This is a genomic window from Latilactobacillus parasakei, from assembly GCF_049674265.1.
Lineage (GTDB): Bacteria > Bacillota > Bacilli > Lactobacillales > Lactobacillaceae > Latilactobacillus > Latilactobacillus sakei.
The window spans coordinates 1,618,530-1,643,603 of sequence record NZ_CP186861.1 but is presented as its reverse complement, the minus strand read 5'-3'; the positions used below and the strand labels follow the sequence as shown (position 1 = coordinate 1,643,603).

At 39.2% G+C, this 25,074-nt stretch carries 19 protein-coding genes and 1 riboswitch; of the genes, 5 read left to right on the top strand and 14 right to left on the bottom strand.

Annotated features, from left to right (window positions below; genetic code table 11):
• Positions 1–4: 4 nt before the first annotated feature.
• From ACPBEH_RS08205 to ACPBEH_RS08190, 4 genes are all read right to left on the bottom strand, one after another.
• Complete coding sequence (locus ACPBEH_RS08205; protein WP_424348869.1) at positions 5–1,597, bottom strand: helix-turn-helix domain-containing protein; 1,593 nt, start codon at positions 1,595–1,597, stop codon at positions 5–7.
• 312 nt (positions 1,598–1,909) lie between these two features.
• Positions 1,910–4,546, bottom strand: a complete 2,637-nt coding sequence (locus tag ACPBEH_RS08200) for a hypothetical protein (protein WP_424348868.1) — start codon at positions 4,544–4,546, stop codon at positions 1,910–1,912.
• A gap of 54 nt (positions 4,547–4,600) precedes the next feature.
• Complete coding sequence (locus tag ACPBEH_RS08195; RefSeq protein WP_424348867.1) at positions 4,601–5,653, bottom strand: DUF916 and DUF3324 domain-containing protein; 1,053 nt, start codon at positions 5,651–5,653, stop codon at positions 4,601–4,603.
• A 70-nt stretch (positions 5,654–5,723) separates the two neighbouring features.
• The gene (locus ACPBEH_RS08190; protein ID WP_424348866.1) at positions 5,724–6,446 is read right to left on the bottom strand and encodes a WxL domain-containing protein; all 723 of its coding nucleotides are present in this window, start codon (positions 6,444–6,446) and stop codon (positions 5,724–5,726) included.
• 708 nt (positions 6,447–7,154) lie between these two features.
• Between ACPBEH_RS08190 and ACPBEH_RS08185 the strand changes: the two genes are divergently transcribed.
• A complete protein-coding gene (locus ACPBEH_RS08185; RefSeq protein WP_424348865.1) occupies positions 7,155–8,561 on the top strand; it encodes a polysaccharide deacetylase family protein in 1,407 nt (468 codons plus the stop codon).
• Between the two features lie 39 nt (positions 8,562–8,600).
• Here the strand turns inward: ACPBEH_RS08185 and ACPBEH_RS08180 are convergent, their stop codons facing one another.
• Positions 8,601–11,144: a hypothetical protein gene (locus tag ACPBEH_RS08180; RefSeq protein ID WP_424348864.1), complete on the bottom strand. Its 2,544-nt coding sequence runs from the start codon at positions 11,142–11,144 to the stop codon at positions 8,601–8,603.
• 167 nt (positions 11,145–11,311) lie between these two features.
• Here ACPBEH_RS08180 and ACPBEH_RS08175 point away from each other — a divergent pair, with 167 nt between their 5' ends.
• Entirely contained in the window at positions 11,312–11,827 is a 516-nt protein-coding gene (locus ACPBEH_RS08175; RefSeq protein ID WP_424348863.1) for a hypothetical protein, read from the top strand.
• Positions 11,828–11,903: 76 nt separating this feature from the next.
• Positions 11,904–12,917 carry a DUF916 and DUF3324 domain-containing protein gene (locus ACPBEH_RS08170; protein WP_424348862.1) on the top strand — a complete coding sequence of 338 codons (1,014 nt, stop codon included), beginning with the start codon at positions 11,904–11,906 and terminating at the stop codon, positions 12,915–12,917.
• A gap of 46 nt (positions 12,918–12,963) precedes the next feature.
• Here ACPBEH_RS08170 and ACPBEH_RS08165 read toward each other — a convergent pair whose 3' ends face one another.
• The 7 genes from ACPBEH_RS08165 to ACPBEH_RS08135 all read right to left on the bottom strand — a co-directional run bounded on the left by ACPBEH_RS08165 (position 12,964) and on the right by ACPBEH_RS08135 (position 20,924).
• Positions 12,964–14,394, bottom strand: a complete 1,431-nt coding sequence (locus tag ACPBEH_RS08165) for an amino acid permease (RefSeq protein WP_424348861.1) — start codon at positions 14,392–14,394, stop codon at positions 12,964–12,966.
• A 118-nt stretch (positions 14,395–14,512) separates the two neighbouring features.
• Positions 14,513–14,690, bottom strand: a riboswitch (Lysine riboswitch).
• Between the two features lie 105 nt (positions 14,691–14,795).
• Positions 14,796–15,836, bottom strand: coding sequence for a DUF916 and DUF3324 domain-containing protein (locus ACPBEH_RS08160; RefSeq protein WP_424348860.1), 1,041 nt, complete (start codon positions 15,834–15,836; stop codon positions 14,796–14,798).
• A gap of 18 nt (positions 15,837–15,854) precedes the next feature.
• A complete protein-coding gene (locus tag ACPBEH_RS08155) occupies positions 15,855–18,047 on the bottom strand; it encodes a lectin-like domain-containing protein (protein ID WP_424348859.1) in 2,193 nt (730 codons plus the stop codon).
• A gap of 152 nt (positions 18,048–18,199) precedes the next feature.
• Positions 18,200–18,802, bottom strand: a complete 603-nt coding sequence (locus ACPBEH_RS08150) for a WxL domain-containing protein (RefSeq protein WP_424348858.1) — start codon at positions 18,800–18,802, stop codon at positions 18,200–18,202.
• A 445-nt stretch (positions 18,803–19,247) separates the two neighbouring features.
• Positions 19,248–19,763 (bottom strand): Rrf2 family transcriptional regulator, encoded by a 516-nt coding sequence (locus ACPBEH_RS08145; RefSeq protein WP_424348857.1) that lies wholly within the window; start codon positions 19,761–19,763, stop codon positions 19,248–19,250.
• Between the two features lie 6 nt (positions 19,764–19,769).
• Complete coding sequence (locus tag ACPBEH_RS08140; protein WP_424348856.1) at positions 19,770–20,300, bottom strand: hypothetical protein; 531 nt, start codon at positions 20,298–20,300, stop codon at positions 19,770–19,772.
• A 111-nt stretch (positions 20,301–20,411) separates the two neighbouring features.
• Positions 20,412–20,924, bottom strand: a complete 513-nt coding sequence (locus tag ACPBEH_RS08135) for a GNAT family N-acetyltransferase (RefSeq protein WP_424348855.1) — start codon at positions 20,922–20,924, stop codon at positions 20,412–20,414.
• A 167-nt stretch (positions 20,925–21,091) separates the two neighbouring features.
• Between ACPBEH_RS08135 and ACPBEH_RS08130 the strand changes: the two genes are divergently transcribed.
• Entirely contained in the window at positions 21,092–21,376 is a 285-nt protein-coding gene (locus ACPBEH_RS08130; protein ID WP_424348854.1) for a hypothetical protein, read from the top strand.
• A gap of 596 nt (positions 21,377–21,972) precedes the next feature.
• On the opposite strand, the gene ACPBEH_RS08125 is transcribed toward ACPBEH_RS08130, so the two are convergent.
• Positions 21,973–22,149 (bottom strand): hypothetical protein, encoded by a 177-nt coding sequence (locus ACPBEH_RS08125; RefSeq protein ID WP_424348853.1) that lies wholly within the window; start codon positions 22,147–22,149, stop codon positions 21,973–21,975.
• Between the two features lie 713 nt (positions 22,150–22,862).
• On the opposite strand from ACPBEH_RS08125, the gene nhaC reads away from it, so the two are divergent.
• On the top strand, positions 22,863–24,242 hold the full coding sequence (gene nhaC, locus ACPBEH_RS08120; protein ID WP_424348852.1) for a Na+/H+ antiporter NhaC: 1,380 nt from the start codon (positions 22,863–22,865) through the stop codon (positions 24,240–24,242).
• A gap of 181 nt (positions 24,243–24,423) precedes the next feature.
• On the opposite strand, the gene ACPBEH_RS08115 is transcribed toward nhaC, so the two are convergent.
• Entirely contained in the window at positions 24,424–25,017 is a 594-nt protein-coding gene (locus tag ACPBEH_RS08115) for a TVP38/TMEM64 family protein (protein ID WP_424348851.1), read from the bottom strand.
• Positions 25,018–25,074: the final 57 nt, after the last annotated feature.

Here is a 25,074-nt window from a genome sequence, read left to right as displayed (position 1 = left end):
GTTATCAATTGAGCTCAGATTTTTCTAGATGTGATTTTTGAATCCATAATTCGTGGACAATGCCGTATAAGCGCGCATAGTGATCGCTATTAGCGTTCAAGCGCCAAACAAATGGCACTGCTTCTGGGTTGGTATATTCTGGCAAGGCGATGCTGGCTGTTGTAACCACTAGATCAGCATCTCGCAATGCTTCATCACTAGTGCTGACGTCAACATATTGGATGTTCTCTAAAGCAGCCAAGATATCCATGTAGCCCAAGTAATCTTGTTCGACTACCAAAGCAACCTTCACTCGATTAGTCGGACGATATTGCTGAATCAGTTGCCGCACCAAATTATAGTACGCTTTCACGAGTGCATCCCGATTAGGTTCAAATAATCGAAACTCAGGTTCAAATAAGAGATAATCAACCGTCTGACTGATATCAGCTCGTAATCGTTCGTTAGGCCGCAATAATTTTAACCGTTCCATTAACTGATGAGATGCGACTGATGTCATATCATTTCCCAGCACATGAATATTAGTCGTGACCACAAACAAGGCATTTTGTAACTCGTGATAAATCTTATCCGAAATCTTCAAATAATGCTGAATATCAATTGGCGTTCGTTCCAGGAAGTGTGTAACAAATTGATAGACCTCAGAAACATAACGTTCATAGATTTTACATTCCGTAATATCAAAACGTTCTTTGGATTTCAGCGGCATTGGACCATATTTTAAAATGAAATATAACCCTGCTGATTCGGCTCGACATTGCGCAGGTGATAGTTGCGCCAACGTTGCACGAAGATCAATTGAATCTTGCGTAAAATCAGCCACTAAATAAGCATTGGTTAAATCAGGATAAGGATAGCGAATAATCGACATTCGATCATCTTCTTCGATAACCTTCCCTTGCATTACCCGATAATATGAAACGGCAATCATGTAGGACCCAATTTCGCGTGTCAATAGATTAGGTGCCTCTAGTTGATAGGCCTTGACCGCATAATCAAAGGCTTCATGGGCCATTTGCTGGTCAACTTCATCAAATACCCAAGTATGACCACCGGCTGCCAACCAGTATAAAGTTACCAAGGCGATTCGAATCGCCTTTTCATCACCTTCTAAGTGAATCGGATCATAAGCAATTCGGACGTTAAAAGCTCGGATTAAATCACGCACCTGCTTCAAATGGCGCAAGACCGTCGCCTTACTACTTTGATGTTTCTCCCAAAACGATTGGAATGATACATTGCCACCATGTAATAAAATTTGGACAAAATCATAGACATCCGAATTTTTCACCATGTAAAAATGATAGGCATCACTCGGTACCTTAAAGAGTTGACGAGCATCATCAGTATCGGTCCCTAAGACCGCCTGTAAGTCGCCCACCATACTCATGTACATATTATATAAACTACCGTAGTTGCGATCTAAGAGCGCCGCAACCTGTTTTAAATTCACATCATCAATCAGGTAATCAACCTGTCTGGCCATACTAATTCGTTTCTTAACGGGCAGTTCATCCCACTTAACGTTAGTAATATCCAAGAATAATGCGTATTTTTCTTTCTCAGCTAGCGTCAAATAAATACTGTTCGTATTCATCTAAGTAGCACCTCCAGTCCAAACTAACTATCATTTAAAATGACTGATGAGCTAGAATTAATTTTATATTAATTTGAAGTCTTTTATTACCGCAGTTCCATTATACCCTTATCCAATACAATTAAACATTATAATCATAAATAATATTTTAGAATATTATAATAATCTATATAGTGTTGATAATTAACATTAAGCTACGTTAAATAATTTTCAACCTTAATTTGTCGTTTTTTTAGCATCTGACGTTATAAAAATGGCAAAAAAAGAACTTAGCATCATCATTAGATTTTGCTAAGTTCCATTTAAAATTTTTTAAAGCGTCAATTGCCACCCCATTGGTGCTGTGTACGCATTTGACGATACCTTATAGTTATTGCTATAGGGTAAATGAAGCTGCAACGAATTACTCTTAAGCGGATTATTACTCATCTTCGTTTCTAGACTCTGCGGTGTGGTATCACGCTTCAATATTCCATCAATCCACTCACCATCACTTTTATCTGGTGCTAGTGGTACTGGTGCTGCAGTATTGATATTATATTTAAAATTATTGGTAATATAAAACGGATTTGGACTTGTCGCATTCGCGTCTAAATAGGCTAATTTTAGATTAAACCCACTTAATAACGGATTATAAACAACAACCCTTGGTTCTTCTGCTGTTCCAGTATCTGCGACTGTTTTTTGGGTCAATTGAATCTCGTTGATAGCAACCGCCCTTGTTGCTTCACCAGAAGAATGACCTAAAACGTCAGTCCCAAATGATATTTTAGCAGGGACGGTTACTTCAAGAGACGCATCAATCTGTAACGTGAATTTAAACGTCGCAGTGGTTTCAATCTTATCTGCAGCAATCGTTGCCGCCTTGGCATCCGCCGTTGTTGCAAATTCAATCCCGCTAGTTTTAGTGAGCGGATAGCTAATCTTCTGCGCCTCAGTTTTCATGGTTCCCGCTGTCGCCTTAGTCTGATTATTTAAATCAGCCAATAAACTTTCTTGATCTAGCTTTACAGAGGTTCCAGTTTGAGCACCATCAGAATAACGACGCCAAGCACCTTTATCATTATTACCATTACTGTTATACCGATAATATAAGCCATAGCTGTCAGGTACATTCGATAGCTTTAACTCCCCTGTAATTCCTAGACTAGGTGCAGGCTTCAAAGCACCATCAGCGTAATCAAACTTAGCCGTCCCACCACTCTTAAGCGATTGAGAATTCTTGCTACCCGGATCATTTAAATCGATGGAATCGATAGTGATTTTTTTTGCATCCCCCCCATCATTTAAATCCGGAAATTCTTGGTTATTACCAAAAACAGACTTATCATGTTCTGGGGATATAATCGCATTATCCAACGTAATATTATTCGCCGCAACGACCCCACCAATATATAGTCCGTGTGTAGAACTCCCAGCGTAATAAGAACCATGAGGGATTAACATTGTCCCAAATAACATCGTACCTGGGCTACGGTTAGTATAACTAACTGCAGCGGTTTGTGCCGTTAACCCTGAATTATCCTGTTTATCTTGATTAAATGATTCTGGGTAGTTGTCAGCATCGTACGTGTCTGTAAAGTTATTTAGTAGATGAGAGCCGAATTTCAGTACATTTTTATCCTTCCAATCCTCAGTAGGATCAATAGGAGGAGTAGCAGTAGCATCTCCCTTAGCACCCACTTCCGTTGCAATGCTTCTAGCGTACCCCGGTTTGCCAAGAGTGTTTTCTGAGGGGAAATAATAATTATTAATGTCACCAATATAAAAACCATCACCAGGTTTGAAATCAAATCTTTTTGTGAAGAAATTCTTATAATTTAAAATAACATAGGGCATTTTCTCTGGATCTAATGTTTTTCCATCATCTTTATAGAAACTATCAGAAAAGTGAAACTGAATATTCATGTGCTTAGCGTCTTTATAGTTCTCTGTTAATCTATTTCGATCAATGGAAACCGCAACAATCGGCTTCTTACCATCCACTTCTGCAGTATATGGCTTAGTTTTTTCTCTTGTTTCGGCACTCACAGTTGGATCATCTGCTTTAGCTACAATATTAACTATTACATCAGTTACATCAGGCCATTGATCAGTAATATAAACAGGATTAGATTCTGGCCTTACCACCGCATTCTCATTATTAATCGGATTTGTTTGTTTTAAATCCATAATTTCATCAGTGCTCGACCAAAAACTCTGTCCTTCTGGAATGAGATCTTTATAAAAATCACTCACATCCTGAATGTTCTGCTGTAAACTGTAATCTGTAGCTGTTGAATCCCCACTCGTTTCGTACTTATTAATCCCGTTATCAACATACTGTGGTAGTTTAGCTAAATTACCGTTTGTACCTTCTACCATTTTATTCTTCCAAAGACCTTCAAAAGTCCCTTGTTGTCCCTTGCCAAAACCAGAAAGCGAAACAGACATTCCAGGGTATGCTGCTTCAGCATCGGCTTTCGGCGTATCAGTTGCAAACTCAGTATTTTTAGAAAGACCATCTTCAACTAGCGGATTTTGCCACATACCCCCTAAATGATAAACTAAGTTTTTCATTCCTTCAGTTTTATCAAATATTTTTTCATTTCCTTTTGTGAAATCATTAATAATAACTGCCGGATTTTTTAAATTCTTAAAATAGTTATCATATGCTGTATTCGTATTCAATTCAGTTGAACCGTTAAATCCTGGTGCACCAAGCCACTGCTTCTTCAAAATAACCGAATTCGCCATAATTCGGCCACTGAATGGAGATTCAAATTGAACAAACTGGTTTCCAGCAACCATCATAAAATTAGATGCCCCACCTAGCGGATATTCCGTATCAATTCGTGCCTTATTTTTAATCACCGTCTCAGTCGCTTGTACATTTTGATGATTAATAAAACTCGTCATTGCAAAACAACCAATTGCTAATGCGATTAAACCATAATTTCTTTTTATCATATATGTTGCCTCCAGTCCTAACTTCCCCATTAAGCGCTAGAAGACACCCCCATGTTATTGTTTTTCTAGTTCTTTCATTTGTTTTTCATCTTGTTTCTTACGACGACGATACCCCAAATAATACGTCGTAATCAATAGGATAATGAAAATAATAATTAATAGAATAATTAACCAAATCCACCATAGATTTTTATTCTTTCGGTTCATTTGCATTGCTTGGTTAACACTGATTTCAAAATCACGATCGAAAACCCAAATTTTTTGACTGGATTTCGCAACTAAATGCAAGTGATACTTCCCAGGATTAATCCAGCTATCACCAAGCGGAATCCCATATTCAAAGCTAGAGTTTGTCGCCATCGTGATACCCTCACGTTGATAGCCAAATAGTGTCTTAGAGCTTTTATGTTTCGACACTTTAGCATTGATAGTCATCGCACCTGGTGTTGCTGCTCGTACATTTTCCAACTTAGCTAATACGGCAGGCTCATGCAGATAGTTTGTTTCACTAACCCGAATCCGCCGCAATTTCAGATTTGCCGGTGTATGTATATTAGGATGTTCTCTTAGCACTACACCTATCGCCATTGCATAATAATTTTTTACACTAAAACCTTGTTGGTCTGTTCCTTGCGTACTACCTGCCTTTGTATCTTTAAAATACAGCGCACCCTTTAGAACGCCTGCATAGAGTTGATCTGGCATCTTTACCTTAAAATTAACTGTTTTTGTTTCTTTAGGTTTCAAAGTAATCATTTGTGGTTGATCAAAAAGCTGACTAAATTGATATTCCGCCTGTGATAATTTCCCAGGGTTATGCTTATCAAAGGCCTCTGTTCCTGAATCAGTTGTATAACCAGTATTAGCTGCGGCGCTAATCGTTTTTGTATTATCTTCTAGATTTTCAATCACCACTGATAATGTTTCGGTTTGATTTGGCTTCATAACTAAATCAAAACTAGATAATGCCTCGTTATATTGATTATCGGGAATATTAGCACTTACTGTAAAGCCAGCACCGGCTGCCTGGACCGTTTGCATATCCATAATCAATGGTAGCAAGAATAATCCTATTAATGACAACATTAGTATGTGTAATTTTTTCATGCGCTCTCCTTCACGAAAAAAAGTTGGGTTTCCCCAACTTTTTTCTGATCTAATCTTTAAAATTTGATAATTAAGCTGTTGGTAAAGTTGTTTGAGCACCATCCATTAAAGTCCATGTGATAGGTGCTTGATAAGTTCCTGCCACAACGTTCTTTAATTCGCTCAATTTAAGTGAAGATACCTTATCATCAGTAGCACTAAAATCAGCAGTTGTTGTTTGAGCACCTAATTTTTCTGGTGTATTTTTAAAGGTCTTGGCGGTATTCATGATGACATGTGCATCTTCACCAATGGTTGTAGTCGTTAGATTATCAACACCTTTACCAATTGTGATAACACCGGTTGCAGTCCCTTTGCTCTTTGTATCGATATTCTTAAATTCACCAAGTTGTGCGAATAATGTCCATTCACTACCAGCACCACGATAATCACTCACTTGTAACGTATTAACATCCTTATCAATATTACCTTGCGTACCGTCTGCTGGTGTAGCAGTTTGTGTATGGCCATCATTATGATGAGTATTATCAACAGTGTTGCTTGTTTGTCGGAGGTCATCGTTCTTTAAGTTATTGATAGTTGTATCAACATCACCAAAATGGAAATCAGGTGCAGCATCCAATGTCAATTGGCCAGCCTTAACCGTAAATTCAGCAGTCGTTGTTGCTTTTGCTGGTATTGCTTTAGTAGCTACCTTATCACTAACCGTTGCTGCTTGTACCCCTGCAACATTGATCAATGTTGCGCCTGCCAATGTAACTGCTGCTAATAGTGCGAATTTTGTTTGTTTCATTATGAACTTCCCCCAAATAGTTAGTTATTTAATAGTATTTAAGCCTATTATTCATTCACTTCTTTAAGGTTATTCTAGGTCATAAATCCCGAAAAGACAAGTTTCTCAGTTATCGTTGGCCTTATTAAATGCTTATCAATTTAATAGCTAAAAAGTATTCAATCACTGCTTTGCTTGACTCTATTTACTATATTCAAAAAAATGTATGATAAATGTATACATTCTTGAAAACACTGATTATTCAGCATTAAAACTATTAATATGATTGAATAGGTCCTCATAAATCGACCCGTGCTTTTATTACAAAAATTACACAATAATCAATAACAATATTATTATTTTATTTTTTTGAATTTAAATTTAGTTATTTGTACCCTAACACCTTATTGGTATTGACGTTGTGCGTTATCTATTCTCAAAGTCTTCTCATTATTGCGCTTGTTATTTTATTATATTGATAATTAGAATCATTGACTCTGCTAACGTTAGCGTATGATAACGTTATTAAAAATTTTTTAGAAAAATATTTTTTCCACTTTTTCCGAGTGAATGTTAAATGACATGAACTTTTATTATACTAGCATTATTTTTTTAATACTTATTGGACTGTACCACTCCCAGAACCCGTCAATTGCGAGAACATTCCTTTTAAAGTCCCATTTGATTCAGTATACTGATAGATAACAGCTATTCTTTGGGGGACTTCAAATGCGAACATGGCAAAAGACTATTATTATTATTCTAACACTTATCGCAATACCGATTATTTATTTCGAAAACCAGTATTTTAGCCATCAACAAACAGAGGCACAACTTAAAACAAGTCAAAAAACAGTTTTCAAAGCTTATCAAACCCATTCCGAAAATAACTATGCAAACTTTGCCGTCTATACCGATACAAAACCGGCTGGTAAAATTTACTATTTCGTTCCCAAAAACCAACAAGGCCACGCCATTGATTTACGGCGGCAACAACAGCGCATCGGTGAACAGCTCTACCAAAAAGCACTCCAAAAGAAACAAAAAAATATTATTGTCTACATTACCTACAATGGTGACAACTTGCACGATGATACCTACTGCTTAACACCAACTGGGGCAGTCTACAGCCGTGTCGAACATCGTTTCAGCACTAAATTTGGTAAAATTTCTGATCAATTAGGGCAAGAAGCCGTTTATAATCTCGCTAACCAAACTCATCCCGTGACCTTCAAGGATTTATACCAAGATGCCGCAACCTTACCGATGATTAAACAGCTCGCCATTGACCAAGAACTTAAAAAACACAACTACACACCTGAACAGTTAAAAGCCTTGGAGAATCTCGATTTTCCAACCGATGTTAACTACCAGCATTTTTCTTTCTCACAGCACGGTTTAACGCTTCAGTTCGCAAAAAATACATTAGGTATCAAGCAGATCACGCTACCACTAGCGACAATCGGCCCTTATCTAAATCCTGATTACATCACCGAAAATGACACGATGCCAAGCGCTAAGAAAAAATCTAAATCAGTCGCTTTAACTTTCAACACGGCGCTGGAACCAGTACGGACCAAGCAAATCCTCGCGATTCTTAATGAAAAAGCGGCGCAAGCTACTTTCTTCCCAACTGGTGAGGCGGCCCATTCGCATCCAAAAGTCCTCCAAAAATTAAGTGCCGCCAACCAAGCCATCGGTAATCAAAGTTACACTGTCGATGATGCAATCGATACAATGAGTGAAGCTGATTTGTCAGCAAACCTTGCGAAAACAGATCAATCAATTTTCAAAGCAACGGGGGCACTGCCCCGATTCATGCGCGTGTCTCCCGACACCTCTAACAAAGCCATTGCGACTGCCAGTCAGCGCGCATTGATTAGTTGGTCGGTTGATTCAGAAGATTGGCGCACCGATATTAAGGCCACTGAGATCACCAAAAATGTTATGGATCGGACAACTGGCGGTGATGTTATTTTACTCAGAACTGCTCCTGAAACAATCAAAGCCTTGCCTGCTCTCATCAATCAATTACGCGCCAAAGGTTATCACTTAGTAACAATTCCGGCATTATTTGCACACCGCTTAGCGCCTTTCCAACAATACGCTAAGGCCGCTGATCCTTATCAAGATTAAAAAAAAGAACCCCGAGACGGCTGTCTCGAGGTTCTTTTTTTAATCAGTATTATCGACAACTTTATCAGATGTCGATAATTCCCAAGTTGCTTCCAACTTATATTTGCCTGGACGTTTAGCATATTGATCTGCCTTGCCATTATGGAATTTCAAGTTAACATCGCTCTTATAAAACGGCATTGATTTAGCCGGTTGCATGGCATCTAACTGCTCATCTCCCGATAATTGTTTTTGGGTATCCAATGTTAACAATGGTGTTTCTGGACCTTTTAATAAATCACCTAGATTTAAAATCTGTCCTGCATCCCAATCATCGTCCGTCCCGGTTTTTAGCGAATACAGTTGGACGTTAAAATCGGTCGCATCATCTTGTAATAACGGATTATCAACAAGATCGGCACCAGAAGTGCTATTCTTAACAACTAATTTCCAGTTCATATAAAACGGATTTTCAACATTAATTTGGCCCTTAGCGATACTGAGCGGTTCTTGTTCAGAAGTCCCTAGTGTATAAGTCCCAAAATCGAACACTTTTGGATAGTTAACCAATAAATCACCATGCACGTTCAAGGTGTAATTGGTAATCGTGTTATCGTACTTCGCCTTAATCTCGCTTGCCGTCATCGTTGACAAATCGTCAGAGGCACTAGCGACAACAAACGAAAATTTATTCTTATGCAATAAATGCCAACCAATAAAGGCCTTTTCGACACCATCAACAACATAATCACCGTCAATCAAACCGGCATTATAGACGGTTTGATCATCGTAATTATCGACGTTGTCTTTCGTCTTTAGATCTTCGGTAACGTCGGCAATCGACAATTCGACTGTCTGCGCTTCACTCGTTTTATTAGGCTGTAACGGATTTTTACCATCTGGCTCATACTTTTTCCACTTACCATCATTCATCCGCGACCATAACACATTACTGGTTCCTGCCGGTTGATCGATTAAAAAGGTATTTTTAAAAGCCCGACCGTCTAAACGGTGCATTGTTTCTGAATCCGGATCAATCTCAACATTATTATTCAACGAAAACTGGAAGACGTAGTTTGTCGCTACATTTTCAGGACTAAAGTTAACGCCGTTGGGCAAGGTCACGGATAAAATCCGTGGCACTTTGGTCGTGGATTCCAAATCAGACGTTCCCGGGAATTTACCATCCGCATTGAAGTTCGCCCCAAAGGCCTTGTCAACCGCAACGTTCCCGTCTAGATAAATGCTCCGATTTGTAATGACATTCCCGGCGAAACTATACTTGGAGTCCCCTTGAATAATGATGTTAGTGTGGGGTGCTAAAATTGTTCCAATAAATGAGTAATTTTCTTCCGAGCCACGGTTAGAATTCAACGTAATCGCCGCGTCGTCCCCACCATTGATCGTATTAAAGTTATTCATCACATGCGCCGCTGAATTATACCGGACCTTGGTATCATTGGCCGGCGTTAAATCCAACCGAGCATTATACTGCGCTGTTGTTTGCGGATAATATTTATTATCCACGGGCGCATTAGCCTTAATCTGAGCCGGCGTATACGCACTCATACTATACGTTGAACTAGCACTAAAATTAAAAGTCTTAAAATTATGGAAATTAAAGATGATATATGGAATCTTTTGTTTTCCTGCCGTATAGTTCAATAAATTAATGGAAATCCCTTCCGCTTTTTGGAAAAGACCATCATTAGCAGCACCATCAATATCAACAACTGCAACCCCAACATCCGTGCTGGTCGTATCCATATCGACATTAACTTGAATGACATTACTATTTAAATCGACACCAAGCGAACTACCATTAACCGCTTTAGTATTGAGCGACACTGACTTAATAGCATCAGAATGAACATCACCCTTGTAACCCGTAATATTACCGTCTGCATCGTATTCTGTCGCAGTCAAATTGGCATAGTAATCACTCACGTTGGTCACATTACTAATCGCTTGAGACTGTGTGCTCACTTTATTGTCTTTGAAATAACTAATATCCCCTAAATAAGCGGTCTTGCCATTTAACTGATAGGCCCGATTTTTGAAGGCTTTCACCTTATTATCATCGTTCAGAATACTTTTTAATTGGCTGTCTGCGATATCATCTTTGGCAGAAGTCCCCATCACGTAATGCCCAACCTCTTTATTCTTACCGACCATACTATCATCTCGGGCAACAATCTTCGTAAAAGATTTAGAAAAAGCGGTCGCTGAGACAAGGGACGGATCTAAGTTGGTTGGCAAATCAATCTTCGCATTCGTAAAATTATTAACCTTCGAACTCGGATACTCATTCTTATCTTCAGTATCGTTAACAGAAGTCCCTACCAAAAAATGCCCGGCATAAAACTCACCCTGCATGTCTTGCGTATTATTACCATTCACAACCATGTTTTCACCGGCAAAGATTGTCGCATCGCTGGCAACCCCTAGTGGATAACGTTGGCTGGGCCGTTCGATGGTTTTATTGCCCATTCGAATTAACCCGCTGTTATTGGTCGCCGCCATACTTTTTTGCAGCGGCATTAAGCAAATCATAAAACTAAGTACTAATAAAGGCTTTAATATCGTCGTTATATTTATTTTCATATTGTTCCTCAATTAAATTCTCAATGACATCAACTAGTTTCATAGTATACGACAGTACGTGTATAGTCAATAATATAAATTGTTATAGACTTTATACTTTATCTTTTCATTTTAGTATGGTATTATTTCCTTTCAAGAGAAAGATAATTATGAAAGAAGGCACTATTTTGAATAAATTGGTAAAAATGTTAACAGTATCATCAGCAACACTTATGGGGGTTGTCGGGCTAAGCCAACTAACACCTGTTCACGCCGCAGATACAACGGCTAAATCAGTGGGAACCCTTGAAATTAAAGACGGGACACAAACTTTAACAAGCGTTGAAAGTCTTGATTTTGGCGACGTTGCATACGACGCAAACGGCATGTCAGTACCTTTGAAAAAGACTGGTGAAAAAGCCATCGTGAAAGATACAACATTTTCACAAACAGCTTGGACAATTTCTGGTCAAACAGATTCAGATGTTGCTGATTTAACGATCAATGGTCAATTATTATCAGCAACACCTGCTGCTGTTTTCACTAAAACTGCGGATGCAAAATTCGGCGAACAAACTGCTACTGTTGAAAATGCAACAATGGCATTATCTGCTGGTCAAGCAACTAAGAATGGTACAAAAGCAATCAGCATGGATGTTAACTGGACGCTTGCACCTACAACTCCAAGTTCTAACTTCAACTAATCACAGACAATTCATAAAAGGTCGGGACAATTTTTTGTCACGCCTTTTTTAATACCCCCACTGAAAGGAAGGTTCTATGAAAAAATCGCTCCGATTTTTCCTCCCATTATTATTAGCGCTCTTCTTCTTAGCCCCTACAAAAGCTTGGGCGGACACGGCTAATTTTTCAATTAAAAAGGTCGACACCCCCGAACAAACTAAAGAAGCTGATTTCTATGACATTTTAGCCAAACCTAATCAAAATACGCACCTCATTGCTAATATCACAAACGCCAGCGATCAACAATCAACATACACCGTTACACTCCGTAACGGCGTGACTAACGATAGCGGCCAAATCGCCTATGTCCCAAATACAAAAAAAGTAAGCGGCCAAACACTCAACCAATTGAGTCCGACCGCCGTTAAGGTGACGGTCCCCGCTAACAGCAAAAAAGATGTGACGATTCCCATCAAAATGCCCGCAACAACATATTCTGGGATTATCTTAGGTGCCATTCACGTTGAAAAAGAGACAGCAAAACAAAAGCAAACAACCAAGAAAACCCAAATCGTCAATCATTACGGGATTGAAATTCCGGTTGTCGTTCGTACCACACCTTCTTCAACACCAGACACCAAACTTCAGTTAAAAAAGGTAACGGCTGGGTTAGACTCGAATAAACATTCTGCCGTATTAGCAACCCTCTATAACGAAAGTAATTGGGTCCTCACGCCACTTAAGGTAGATGCTAAAGTTTATCGCAAATCAAACCACAAACTACTCTACAGCAGCCATAAAAAGGGCCTCGAGATGGCCCCCAATTCAAGTTTCAATTATGCTATCGAACCCGGTGATGAACCGCTCAAAGCGGGCACTTACACACTAGACATGACGGCTAAATCAGATAAGAAAACTTGGCATTTTAGCAGCGAGTTTACAATCAAACGAGCAACACTCAAAGAAAACGCCAAAGATGAATTGAAATCACCAGAAAAGAAGAAAAGTATTAACATCATCTGGCTGATTGTTGGCTTCAGTATCTTATTACTCATCCTGATTATTCTTTACTTGCTCTACAAACTACGTCAAAAAACAAAAGAACAATAATAATGAAAAGGCGCCGAGACAGTTGTCTCGGCGCCTTTTTTATTATCTAACGATGTTTACTAAGGTCTACTTTTTCTAATGGAATAACCTTTGTTTTATAGCGAATCTTGTAATAACTGTACAAAATGATGAACAACGGAATACTCATGTAACTAATCCCGATTGCCGTCCAATCAAAGTGGGCAAACGCTTGAATATCTTGGCCAATAATGACAATCACACAGAGTAAGAAAGCAAAAATTGGGCCAAATGGGAACCATCGTGCATGGTATTTCAATTCAGACAATTGATGCCCTTGCGCTTTAAAGGCGCGCCGGAAACGATAATGTGAAATCGCGATCCCTAACCAAGCGATAAACCCAGTCAAACCGCTGGCAGCCACAAGGAATAGGTAGATCCGTGTCCCAAAGACACTAGTCATAAAGGTTAAAGCCCCAATGATTGTTGTGCCGATCAAAGCCATGACAGGAATACCGCGTTTATTTGTCTTGGCAAAAAGCTTAGCGGCATAACCATCCTCAGCCATTGACCACAACATTCTTGAAGAAGCATACATGCCTGAATTAGCAGCTGATAACACTGATGTTAAAATAACTGCGTTCATGATGCTGGCAGCTGATGCTAAACCAGCACGCTTGAAGACCAAGGTAAACGGACTAACCGCAATGTTGGTTTCACTAGCACCTAATAATGATGGGCTTGTATAAGGAATTAAACAAGCGATAACGAAGATTGATAAGATATAGAACAATAAAATCCGCCAAAAAACTTGTTTGATGGCCTTTGGAATACTCTTTTCAGGCGTTTTAGATTCTCCCGCAGTGATCCCGATTAATTCGGTTCCTTGGAATGAGAACCCAGCAACAACGAACACACTCAACATCATTGGTAAGCCACCAACAAACGGCGCTTTCTTGATGGTAAAGTTGCTAAGGCCAGTCCGATGACCACCCATAATACCGAAAATTGTTAAGACACCGACGCCCAAGAAAATAATAACTGTTACCACTTTGATTAACGCAAACCAATATTCAGTTTCACCAAAAGATTTCACACTCGTGATGTTAATCAAGAAAATCAATAATAGCGCGACTAAACTAAAAATCCAGCCCGGCATATCCGGTAACCAGAATTGCATGACCAACGCTGCGGTACTGACATCAACGGCTAACGTAATCGCCCAGTTAAACCAGTAATTCCAACCAAGCGCAAACCCCAACGCTGGATCAACAAACCGCGTTGCATACGTTGAAAATGATCCTGAAACTGGCAAATAAGTTGCCATTTCACCCAAACTGGTCATCAAGAAGAAAACCATAATCCCAATACCACAATAAGCCAGTAGTGCGCCACCTGGACCCGCCTTGGCAATTGCCGACCCACTTGTGGCGAATAAACCTGTACCGATACTACCACCCAACGCAATCATCGATAGATGCCGCGTCTTTAACTCCCGCTTCATTTCATTTTCTGCCATACTACTTCCGCTCTTTTCTCCATTATTTCAAGAAAATCGCACCAACCCGCGAATTCAGCAAACAAAAAAGCCTTCTTGTCTGCTAAAAACGACAAAAAGACTATAAGCCTTATATTAACCGTTGATAGCGCCCCGTAACGTTTCGTTACGACAGTCCTTGATTTATTCAACCAAGTCCCAACATCAATTTGAATAAGCAAATTGACATTTCGGCAAATTCCCCTTTAATTATTCCTCATCACTGCTTAGTCAGTTCAGAATAACGACTGATGGTTTTTGCGACCTCTTATCTTGTTAAAGGTAGTATATCGAATTAAAGCGCATCCGTCAACATTGGACGCAATGCAAATTTTAATCATAAAAAAAATGATCACCTAGTGGTAATCATCCCTTTTTGATCGTTATTCTTCAGTCTTATCTTGCTTGTTTTTCCGCCATAATAGGAAGAGTAAGAACAAGATTAAGAGTACCATGATGCCAATAATCACGTATAACCACCAGTTATTTTGTGGCAATTCAACAGCCTTGCCATTGTATTTTCTAGCTTCTTTTTGCGTAATTTCAAAATCCTTTGATAATAGCCACTGGCCCTTATTCGAGTTAACTTTAATCTTAATATTATAGCGACCAGCCTTGAGCGGTTTATTTTTTAAATCAATCCCGTAATCAAAGTTAGAGTTGGGTGCCATCTGTAAATCAGTTTGTTTACTTTGATAGAGTACCTTACTTTGACCTACCTTACGAATCTTAGCATCGACTTGCATTTCACCAACCGAGTTCGCTTGTGTGTTTTGAATATTCGCTAAAATCGCAGTATGGCCGTTCAACAAGCCAGGTTTAATCCGATTTAAACGCAAATGTGGTTTCACAGCTTGATCCGATTGCGTCAATTTAACACCGAGGATATAAGAATAGCGATTCGTCAAAGACGTCCCTTTCTTATGGTCCAAAGCCTGTTCAACTTGATCTTGCTTAACTTGCGAGACATAGAACCCACCTAAAATGGTACCTTCAAAAGTTGCCTTAGGCGCATTTAAAGTAAAAGTTGCTGTCCGACTACTTTCGGCCGGCACCTTCAAGCGTTGCGCCGGTGACATCAATTTAGTAAATGGGTATTTTAACGTCTTATCATACTTAGGATCGGACTGACTGTAATCAATCACGCCGTTTTGATTAGTAATCGCCGTATTCGGTGCGATATCTACTTCAAGGTCTTTTTTCCCAGTATTTTGGACGACGACTGATACTTCCTCTTTCTGTCCAGGTTTCACACGTAAGTCGTAATAGCCTAAATTCTTATCCGTTTGATTTTCCGGATAGATTGGTGCAACCGAATAAGTTACCTTTTCAGCATGAACAACCTGTTGATTGACAGTAAATGCCACAAAAAACGTTGCCAACACGCCCATTAATAACCCAAGCCATTTTTTGAAATATGTCATTTTCTAATCTCCTCTATCTTAAGGGGCCGGTGTATTACCTAACGTCCAATCAATGGTCCCTGTGTAATCACCCGCATAGGCCCCTGCATTCACTTTTAACAATATCCCTTGATTATCATCCCACTTAATCGGTGTAATGTCATCATCTGATGTCGTTGTTTTAGAGGCAATTTTTTGAGGGGTTACGGTGACGTCCGTCGTCTTTTGACCATCAACATAAACTAGACCGCCGTCTAGCTGCTTATGATCTGTCGTCCGCGTCAAACCTGTTGAACTGGCGTATAAGTCCCAACGTGAACCGGTACCGCGTGTATCGGCCACAGTTGGTGCCCAATCGGTATTATCGCGCTTATTAATCGTATTCTTACCAACTGTCACGGGCGCAAACCCAATTTCATTTTTGACCTTATCTAATAAAAGCGTCCCGCCCTTTAATTTAAAATACACGGTAACCACTTCAGATTTCTCATTATAACCCGCATTAGTCATATAAAACGTCAATTTATGCGTATCATTCAACGATAAACCAACCGTTGGAATCCCACTAACCAACTTAGGGCCGACATTATTTTGCGCGATGGTCTTTTCTGCACCATCGTCAATTGAATAATGCAACGTACCTAGTGCATGGCTATCAATCTTACCAGTCGCTGATGATTGCGACCAAGAACCGGTCAGATCAATCGGTTGATTCTTATCAAGTGCAATTGGTTTTTCTTTGGTTGGATCAGTCCACTTTTTATCTAAGACAAGCTTAGGGACACTTGTGACGTAAACGGCCTTTTCGGTCGATTCACGGGCCATCTTACCATCCAAACTAACCTCATACTTACGGCCTAAATTGGTCGTGCCATCAGTTGGTGTTGGGTCAAAAGCAGTTAATGTAAACTGAATCTTAGACGTACTATTTTTAGCAATATCGCCCATATTAACCCCAGTACTATATTTATTATCACCAATCGGTCCAAAAAAGTCGCTTTCAGTCGCATCATGCGGCGTCAGTGTATTACCATTTAAATCAATAGCAGGCGTCTTAAAAAGACCTGTCGAAACTTTATTTTTCGATACTAATTTGTTATTAATCGCTAAATCATCGGCAACATAGGAGACACCCTGAGAAGTATCCGTTCCTTCAGCCATATAACGCACACCAACTTGTTTCCAATCAGAACCACTCGTTGGTTCATTATTAATTGTGACAACCCCTTTTAGTTCTTCTAAAGGTTTCGCTGGGTTATCCTTCGTTACCTCAGCACCTAGTGCATCACCATTTTCATGGTACACTTTATAATTTTGTGATGTGAGTGGAATATTCGAAATTTTTTCAAAGGCGACTTGATTCAATTCGTTACTACCACCAGTTTTACCAGTAAAGCCCCAGTAGACGTTCGTCCCACCGAAAGTTTTATTCAAATCGGTGATTGTGGCAGTTCCTCTTAAGACAGTGTCAAAATAGTAACTCAAAAGGTGTTTATCTGGATCCCAAGTCACTCTGAACTGGTGCCACTTACCATCTGATAAATATGAATTCTTTGGTAATTCATACAGATTGCTGTGATTCATAATTGTCGTATAACTCGTTAGAAGTCCTAACCCATTAGTCCCCGAAGTATAGGTGCCCTCTTGAGCCGGAAAACCACTGGCAATGTGATTAGTCGTTAGTTGCGTTACGGAGAAATCTAGCCAGTTCTGCTTAAAATTCTTAGCATCCCAGTTTTTATTATTAAATGTATCAAACTCGACCGCAAAACTATTTTGGATTGCCGTCGACAAATCTGGTTTTGCACTACTACTACTTTGGGGTTCAGCCCAAACACCTAGTTGCTGCCCACTACCATTCGGTTGAATGACACTCGTTCCACGACTATCGCCGTGCATGACAAAAGCCATCCCATCAGCGGCGTTAGCACCACTGTCACCAAAATTAAGCAACATTGATGAATCAAAACTTTTTGTCAAATCAATCCGATTATCCGGATTAGACCAAATAGCCCCCGACTGATTGTTGGCGGCTGGATTGATGACGGTCACCCCATCAACTGGTACTTTACTGTTAGAACCTTTTGGTGGGGCTGCGAATAAATTCTCAATATTCGTAATGTGTGCTGGTACTGGGTCAATTGCTGCCTTTGTTGGGCTAACTACCACCAAGATTCCTAGCAATAAACTAATACCTAGCACTAAAAATTGTATTGTTTTATTAATACGCATTGCCAGTCCTCCTTGAGCAGCTTTTCTCAAATGATTAATTAACTGTTACCTCAAGTGATTTCAACCTGGAAATCAACTGAGGTAACAGCTCATTATTGAGCTGTTACTACTATTATAACCATTGTAAAACGCTATCTCAAATTAGGGGTGAATTATGCTTTTGGTGTTGCGGTTAACGTCCATGTTAATTGACCAGTATAGTCACCAGCGTATGCGCCAGCTAAAACATGAAGATTTGAACCACTAATCTTGTAGTTCCAGTTCCCTAACCCTTGATCTTTACCAGCAGTGATAATATTTTTAGCACTATCATTTGTTAAATCAACTGATTTTGTATCCGCTACAGTGTGCGCTGCGTTATCAGTACTAATACCACTTGCATTCTTCAATGTTAATGTTGAGTTTTCAAGTGTATGACTGCTTGCATCTGTAAATGGTGTTGTCAGTGCAACATCAACTGTATAACCCGCACCAGTCCCACGAGCATCGGCAACTGAAACAGTGCCATCAGCTGATTGGGCTAAATCTAATGTAGAAGCCGTAATTTCTTTCGTTCCAAAATCTAAATCAGGAACAGCTGTTAATTCAACTGTGCTACTACCTGTTAGTTGTGCTTTTACAACGGAAGTCCCTTTTTGACCATCCGTTGCGATTTCATTTTTAGGGGCATCTGCTGCGAAGGCAGTTTGTCCTGAAATCATTGTTGCACCCGCTACTGTTACTAAACCGCTTAATAATAATGTACTAATCTTCATCACAAAGACCTCTATTCTTTAAATTTTCTTTTATCATCTAATTAACATTGTCAAAAAATCCGACGTTCTCACCATCTAATCCCTTGAAAAGTAACGTCATTAACCTTTTCGAGATTAGTATATCACCCCCATAATTGATTGTAAACAACTTATTTTCAAAAATATTTAATAATATAATCGTTTATTAAATAAAGTATAAGTAATATCCACTATCGAAAAATTAGTGAAAATAAAGATTGTTAATTTACCAACGTTTCATCACCTTTTATTGAAAATTAATTTTCAATAAATATTACAATTTCAGCAAATAATAACATTTTATTTTTTATTTTTAGATAATCCCATTTAACCTCGTGAGTTAAATTACTAAAAACTCTGTGAAAAAGACAAAAAAAACAGGCTAGAAGGAAGTCCCTTCTAGCCTGTTTTCGATTAATAAGTTAATTTATTTTAGATTTTTAATAATCTTTTGAATTAATAATTCCCGTTGTTCCGCCGATTGGTTCCAATCAATGACCGGAATATCAGGATGACCCATCGTTTCGACGATTAAACCTGAAACAGTTTGTTTCTTTAGTTCGTTCGCCCATAACATATCTGCCTTATGGAAGGCAGCGTTAATAATCAACGTCCCTTGTTTAGCGACCGGTTGAAAATCGTTGAATACCGTATCTAACTTGCCGGTATCCGGATACGACTTAATCTGACCTTCAGTCGCCAAAACCACATCGTAGATTGACACTTCACTAGCTGGTCTTGCTAAAGTAAAGCCACCACTGTTACCTGAAGCCGATTTTACAAGGCCAGCCACCACTAACTTACGAATGATTTTGCGTAAATAAGTTTGCGAGCCGCCTAAGCGGTGATGAATCACTTCTGACGAAATCGTATGTTCAGGATCTTGAGTTGCCAATAACACAATAATGCACGTTGCCTGTTCAAATGCTCGTGTCAGTTGCATACTAGTCTATCTCCTTTTAACAAACGTCCCCGAAGCCGCACCTGGGGCCGCTTTTACTTCAAATCCATATTTAGTTAAAATGTGTTCGACTTTGTTAAAACTCTCGCGATCAAACGTACTGATATTGCCATCGATTGTTTCAATTTCTAATTTGTTGGCTAAGTTACAAAAGGCTTTAACTGCCAATTGTGCTAATCCTAAGTTTTGGTAATCATAAACTGCTAAACGTGAAGCTGCACCCAATGTCTCCAAAACAGTGATATGCATTTCATTTTTCCATTTGTTAGTTTCAAACAAGAGTTGCGCTTGAAAATCAACTATTGAATGTCCAAATTTATCGACATTCGCATATGGTGTATACACGAAAATCGAGTTCGTTGATTCCCGCTGACCACCTTCACGATAGTCCGTATAGACAACGTACTGTTTAACCTCATCATCGCTGCTTTGATTCATGCTAGATAAAATTGTTAACTTCGAATCTGCCTCAATTTGCGCTAATTTTCTTGCAAAGGCTTGATCATTTTCACTTGCCATCTGATAACCCCCATTTGTCTTTCAATCCCGATTATACCACAGGTTTTCCAATTTAACCGCGCTTTTTAAAGGGTTCTCATTTCAATTGTGATTTTTTTATCGAAATCCTTTTTAAGCTAAATTATATTGGTAATATTGCACTAACTCGCCACCTAAATAGTCTGGCAGTTGCGTTTGATAAGCAGTGGTAAAGCCCACTTTTTGCAAACAACGGGCTGATTTTTGATTGGTAATAAAACAAGCCGCCATAAACTTCGTAATATGTAGGTCATCGTGATAAGCATTCATCACCGCAGATAATGCGTTTGTCATCAGGCCCTGTCGCTGGTATTGCGGCAAGATTGCAAAACTAAGTTCGTACGACTCAACAGTGATATCATCTTGCGCTAGGTTAGGCGCCAACATCATTATCCCACAGACCATATCAGATTTTTTAGACACAATCGCCCATGAATGTTCATCAGACTGGAGCATCGTCAGAAAAGATTGCGCTTCATGCTCAGATTGAAACGGCGGCATGTTGAGTTGCGTCGCAATCTCTTTTTCACAACCAATTTGGTAGACCACCGCTAAATCACTAGCGCTAAAACGTCTTAATTGTACGATTTCTGTTTGAATATTCAACCGATCGTCTCCTTTGGTATTTGCTACCTTTATCATACGTTAATGCCCTGTCTCAGCCAAGGGATTTTTTATATTTGTCTTAAGAACAAGCATATTAATTGTGGTAGACCACTAAATATTTTATAATAATAGCCATCAATTCCTATTGCTAGAAAGATGGTGTTCGTATGGCGTTACGTGATTACTTTCATTTATTCTCAACCGTTCCAGAACAATCAGAATCTTACGATTACATCCTTCATTTTCTAGGGACGACCATTCCGGATTTGCGCGACTATCCCGACTTAACCAAAATTTGCGATTGGGCCACTTACGACGATCACAGTTTTAGAATCTGGACCAGTTTACCTTTGGATGAATTCGAACAAAAATTTGCGCAATTAACACCGCTAAACGAAAAAGATTACCAAATTGATTACAGCTATAATTTTAAGGATATTAATTTCTTCTAAACTAAAAATGATCGAGGTTCTCCATTTTATCTGGGGTCCTCGATCATTTTTTTGTTTAGAAATTGCTTTTAATATCCTGTTTTACTTCTTTTGTATCTTAAAAATAATCAATTGAATAACTACATAGATAAGCGTCCCATAAAACCCTGATTTTATAAAATCGCCATTTATCGCATATTCTATAAGTATTCCCACAAAACTTGATATTGATACGATTGTTAATAAACTACGGTACGGATGTTTGTTAAGCTGTTCTTTTAGTTTATTCAACTGACTCAATCCCCATTATTATCATATTTTGTATCGCAACTCATTTCCTAGAAGCATTGCATCTAGTATGCTTATTATAAATAGTCGAACTCTTATAGTGCGTATTATTACCACTACACCAGATTTTACAGTAACCTCTACTAACACAAATGGCACTACAACGAACTTTATACTATGTTATATCGTAAAATCTATTATAATTACTACGTTATTAGACTTGAGAGTCCTATTAGCCAAATAGGCCAGTCCTACACCACGCATCGTTCATAAATTAATATGTTGAAACGTGTGTCCTTACAAGGACTGTGCAAGATTTTTTCATTATGTTAACTAGGATTAGATTTACCTTGTTTCTTTTGAATATACTCTTTTAAAATGATAATAATTACTAATACAGTAACCATTATCAATGTATTTTTAAAATCTGTGATAAATCTAAAGACAAATAACTCTAAAATAACTAAGACTAGAATAGTAGCTATTATTTCAATCAATTTTTTCATAATAGTCCCTCCAATTTAGCGGAATAAATATAAAATCCATCCGCTTCCAGCGAAGCACTTTCTTTATTTTTATAATACCATCTTTTCGATACATGTAAACCATTTTTACATATACCAATTTGTTCGTGATATTCATTCAATTTGATTTATCTGCAGTTGAGATGATTATTTCCACGAATAAGCACATAGACCTCTGTTAACATTTCAATTATTTGGCTGATGATCTAAGTAAGTGATACTCTTTTACGATATTTATTTTACGACTCTTTCAAATTTCTGACTTGACTTTTATTTCCGACTCCTGTAAATTGAGGACAATCAAATAAGTCATCTCATTCAAACCAAGTAATGCTTTATCTGTGTGTCAGGAAGTCGGTGGTTGCTGCGAACCGATCAGGGTAAATGTCGTGAAATACTGAATGAGGACTTCGGCTAACTAACAGGACCGTTATCCCCTGTAAGAGTGGCGTGTTGTCTTAAATTGGCGCGCTAACTGGGTGGTACCGCGGTTTCCAATCGTCCCTATTCGCAGATGCGAGTAGGGACTTTTTTTATGCAAAATACTATTGAAGGTAACTTTCAATAGCGCGTTTCAACTAATTTTAACCAAAGGGAGGTTTTTTCATGTTAAGGCATCTTGCATGTGGTGGTATTCTTCGTTATCAGTCCTATGACGCACAACTTCAGATAAAACTTAAAAAGGATGCGTTAATATGTCAAAAAAATCAATTAGTTTATTCGAAGCAACATTAGTCCTCGTCATTCTCCTGGCTATTATGGGAACCGGCGTTATTATTTTCCAGCTCTCTCCTCAAACCCCGGTCCTCACTGGGATCGCCCTTTTGATGTTATGGGCGCGATGGCGTCACTTTAGCTGGGATACGATTCATGAAGGAATTGAAGAAGGTTTAAAAAGTGGTCTAATTCCCATCATTATTTTCATTCTCGTCGGTGCCTTGATCAGTACTTGGATTGCTGCTGGTGTCATTCCCAGTTTAATGGTTTGGGGCTTCCAGATGGTCAATGTCCACTGGTTTATTCCATCCATTTTCGTCGTTTGCGCCCTCGTCGGGAGTGCAATTGGGAGTGCCTTTACCGTTATTTCAACGGTCGGAATTGCCTTTTTCGGAATTGGTGCCACACTGGGATTAGATACAACGATTGTCGCAGCCGCAATTATTTCCGGGGCAATATTTGGTGATAAATCTTCACCCCTCTCTCAATCAACTAATTTAACGGCTGCAGTTACTGAAACAGATCTCTTTGCCCACATCAAAAACTTAATGTGGACGACCGTACCAGCTTTCGTTGGTTCATTAGTGCTATACGCGATTATCGGTCATACATCTCGTGATATTCCGTTGACCAAAATCAGTACAACAGTTGCCATTTTAAAGGCGCATACCGACGTTAGCCTCTGGGCCTTACTCCCTATTATTTTAATTTTCGTCTGTGCGCGTTTAAAGATGCCTGCTATTCCAACGTTATTCTTAAACATCGCCGTTTCAATCGGCTTAATTTTCAGCCATCATCCACACACTTCTTTTAAAACAATCGCCAACTTGATTGAAAATGGCTTCGTCGCTCATACCGGCAATCAAAGTATCGATGCGCTTCTCACGCGTGGTGGTATTAATAGCATGTTGGGCACAGTTGCCTTGATCATCATGACGTTGACCCTTGGTGGTTTATTGATGAAACTCGGTTTAATTGAACGCGTGATGGCCCCCCTTGCGACCCACCTCAAAACACCTGGTCAATTGATCAGCGCGGTGATTGCTTCTGGGATTGGCGTTAACCTCTTTATCGGTGAAGAATTCCTTTCTGTTATCCTGCCAGGTAAAGCTTTTAAATCAACTTTCGAAAAATCAAACCTTAGCAACTTGGCCCTTGGCCGCGCACTCGAAGATGGCGGGACCGTTATTAACTACTTAGTCCCTTGGGGCGTTGCCGGCGTTTTCGCCGCTAACACACTCGGCGTACCAACACTAAGCTACCTGCCATTTTGTTTCTTCAGTATCCTCTCACCAATCTTCTCAATCTTGAGTGGTTTTACAGGTATTGGACTTAAAAAGAAAAATGTTACTAATTAAATAAAAGAGGTTGCGACAAAAGTAATTTTTGTCGCAACCTCTTTTTTGAATTCAAAATTTTAAAACGTGCTTTTTGAAACTGCCTTCTGTGCTTAGCGTCTCTCGTCAAACAACTGCTTACAGCAGTTATCCGCCGAGTTATGCTAATGCTCAAAGCCAAACCGTTTCAAACACACTCTTTTTAGAATAGATTCATCAAGAATTGACCGCCGTAAACTAGTGCGAAGCTATAGGCTGCAATTGATGCTGGTTTACATAAGATGATAATCCATGTGAATTTCTTCAATGACATTTCGGTCAAACCGGCCATCAAACATAAGACATCATCGGGCGCAACCGGTAGGAAAATCGCTAAGGCGAAAAAGCGCGCAAAGTTTTTCTTTTCCGTAATCGTGCCGATATATTTATCATAAGTTTTCTCGTTGATGACGTGGAGAATAAATGGTTTCCCAAACTGGCGCGCCAGTAGGAAATTAAAAATTGATCCGATTGCAATGCCGACATAGTTATAGATAAAACCCCATAGCGGGCCAAAAACTAAAACACCTGCGGCGGTACTAATCCCGCCCGGAATCACCGGAATCACAACCTGGATAATCTGAATCGTGATGAAAATAATCGGGCCGATGAGTACGGAGTGGCCCAAGTACGCTTGTAAGGCTGTTGTGTTGTTAAAAAGCCCTAGTCGTGACCAGTAAATGGCTAATGCAATGCTCCCAATTAGGGCCATCAGAGAAGTCGTACTAATTAAACGTCTTGAAATTGTTCTGCTCATCCGCCGAATTCCTTTCCCTCGATAATGTATCTTTAATTTACCACAATTTAAATTCTG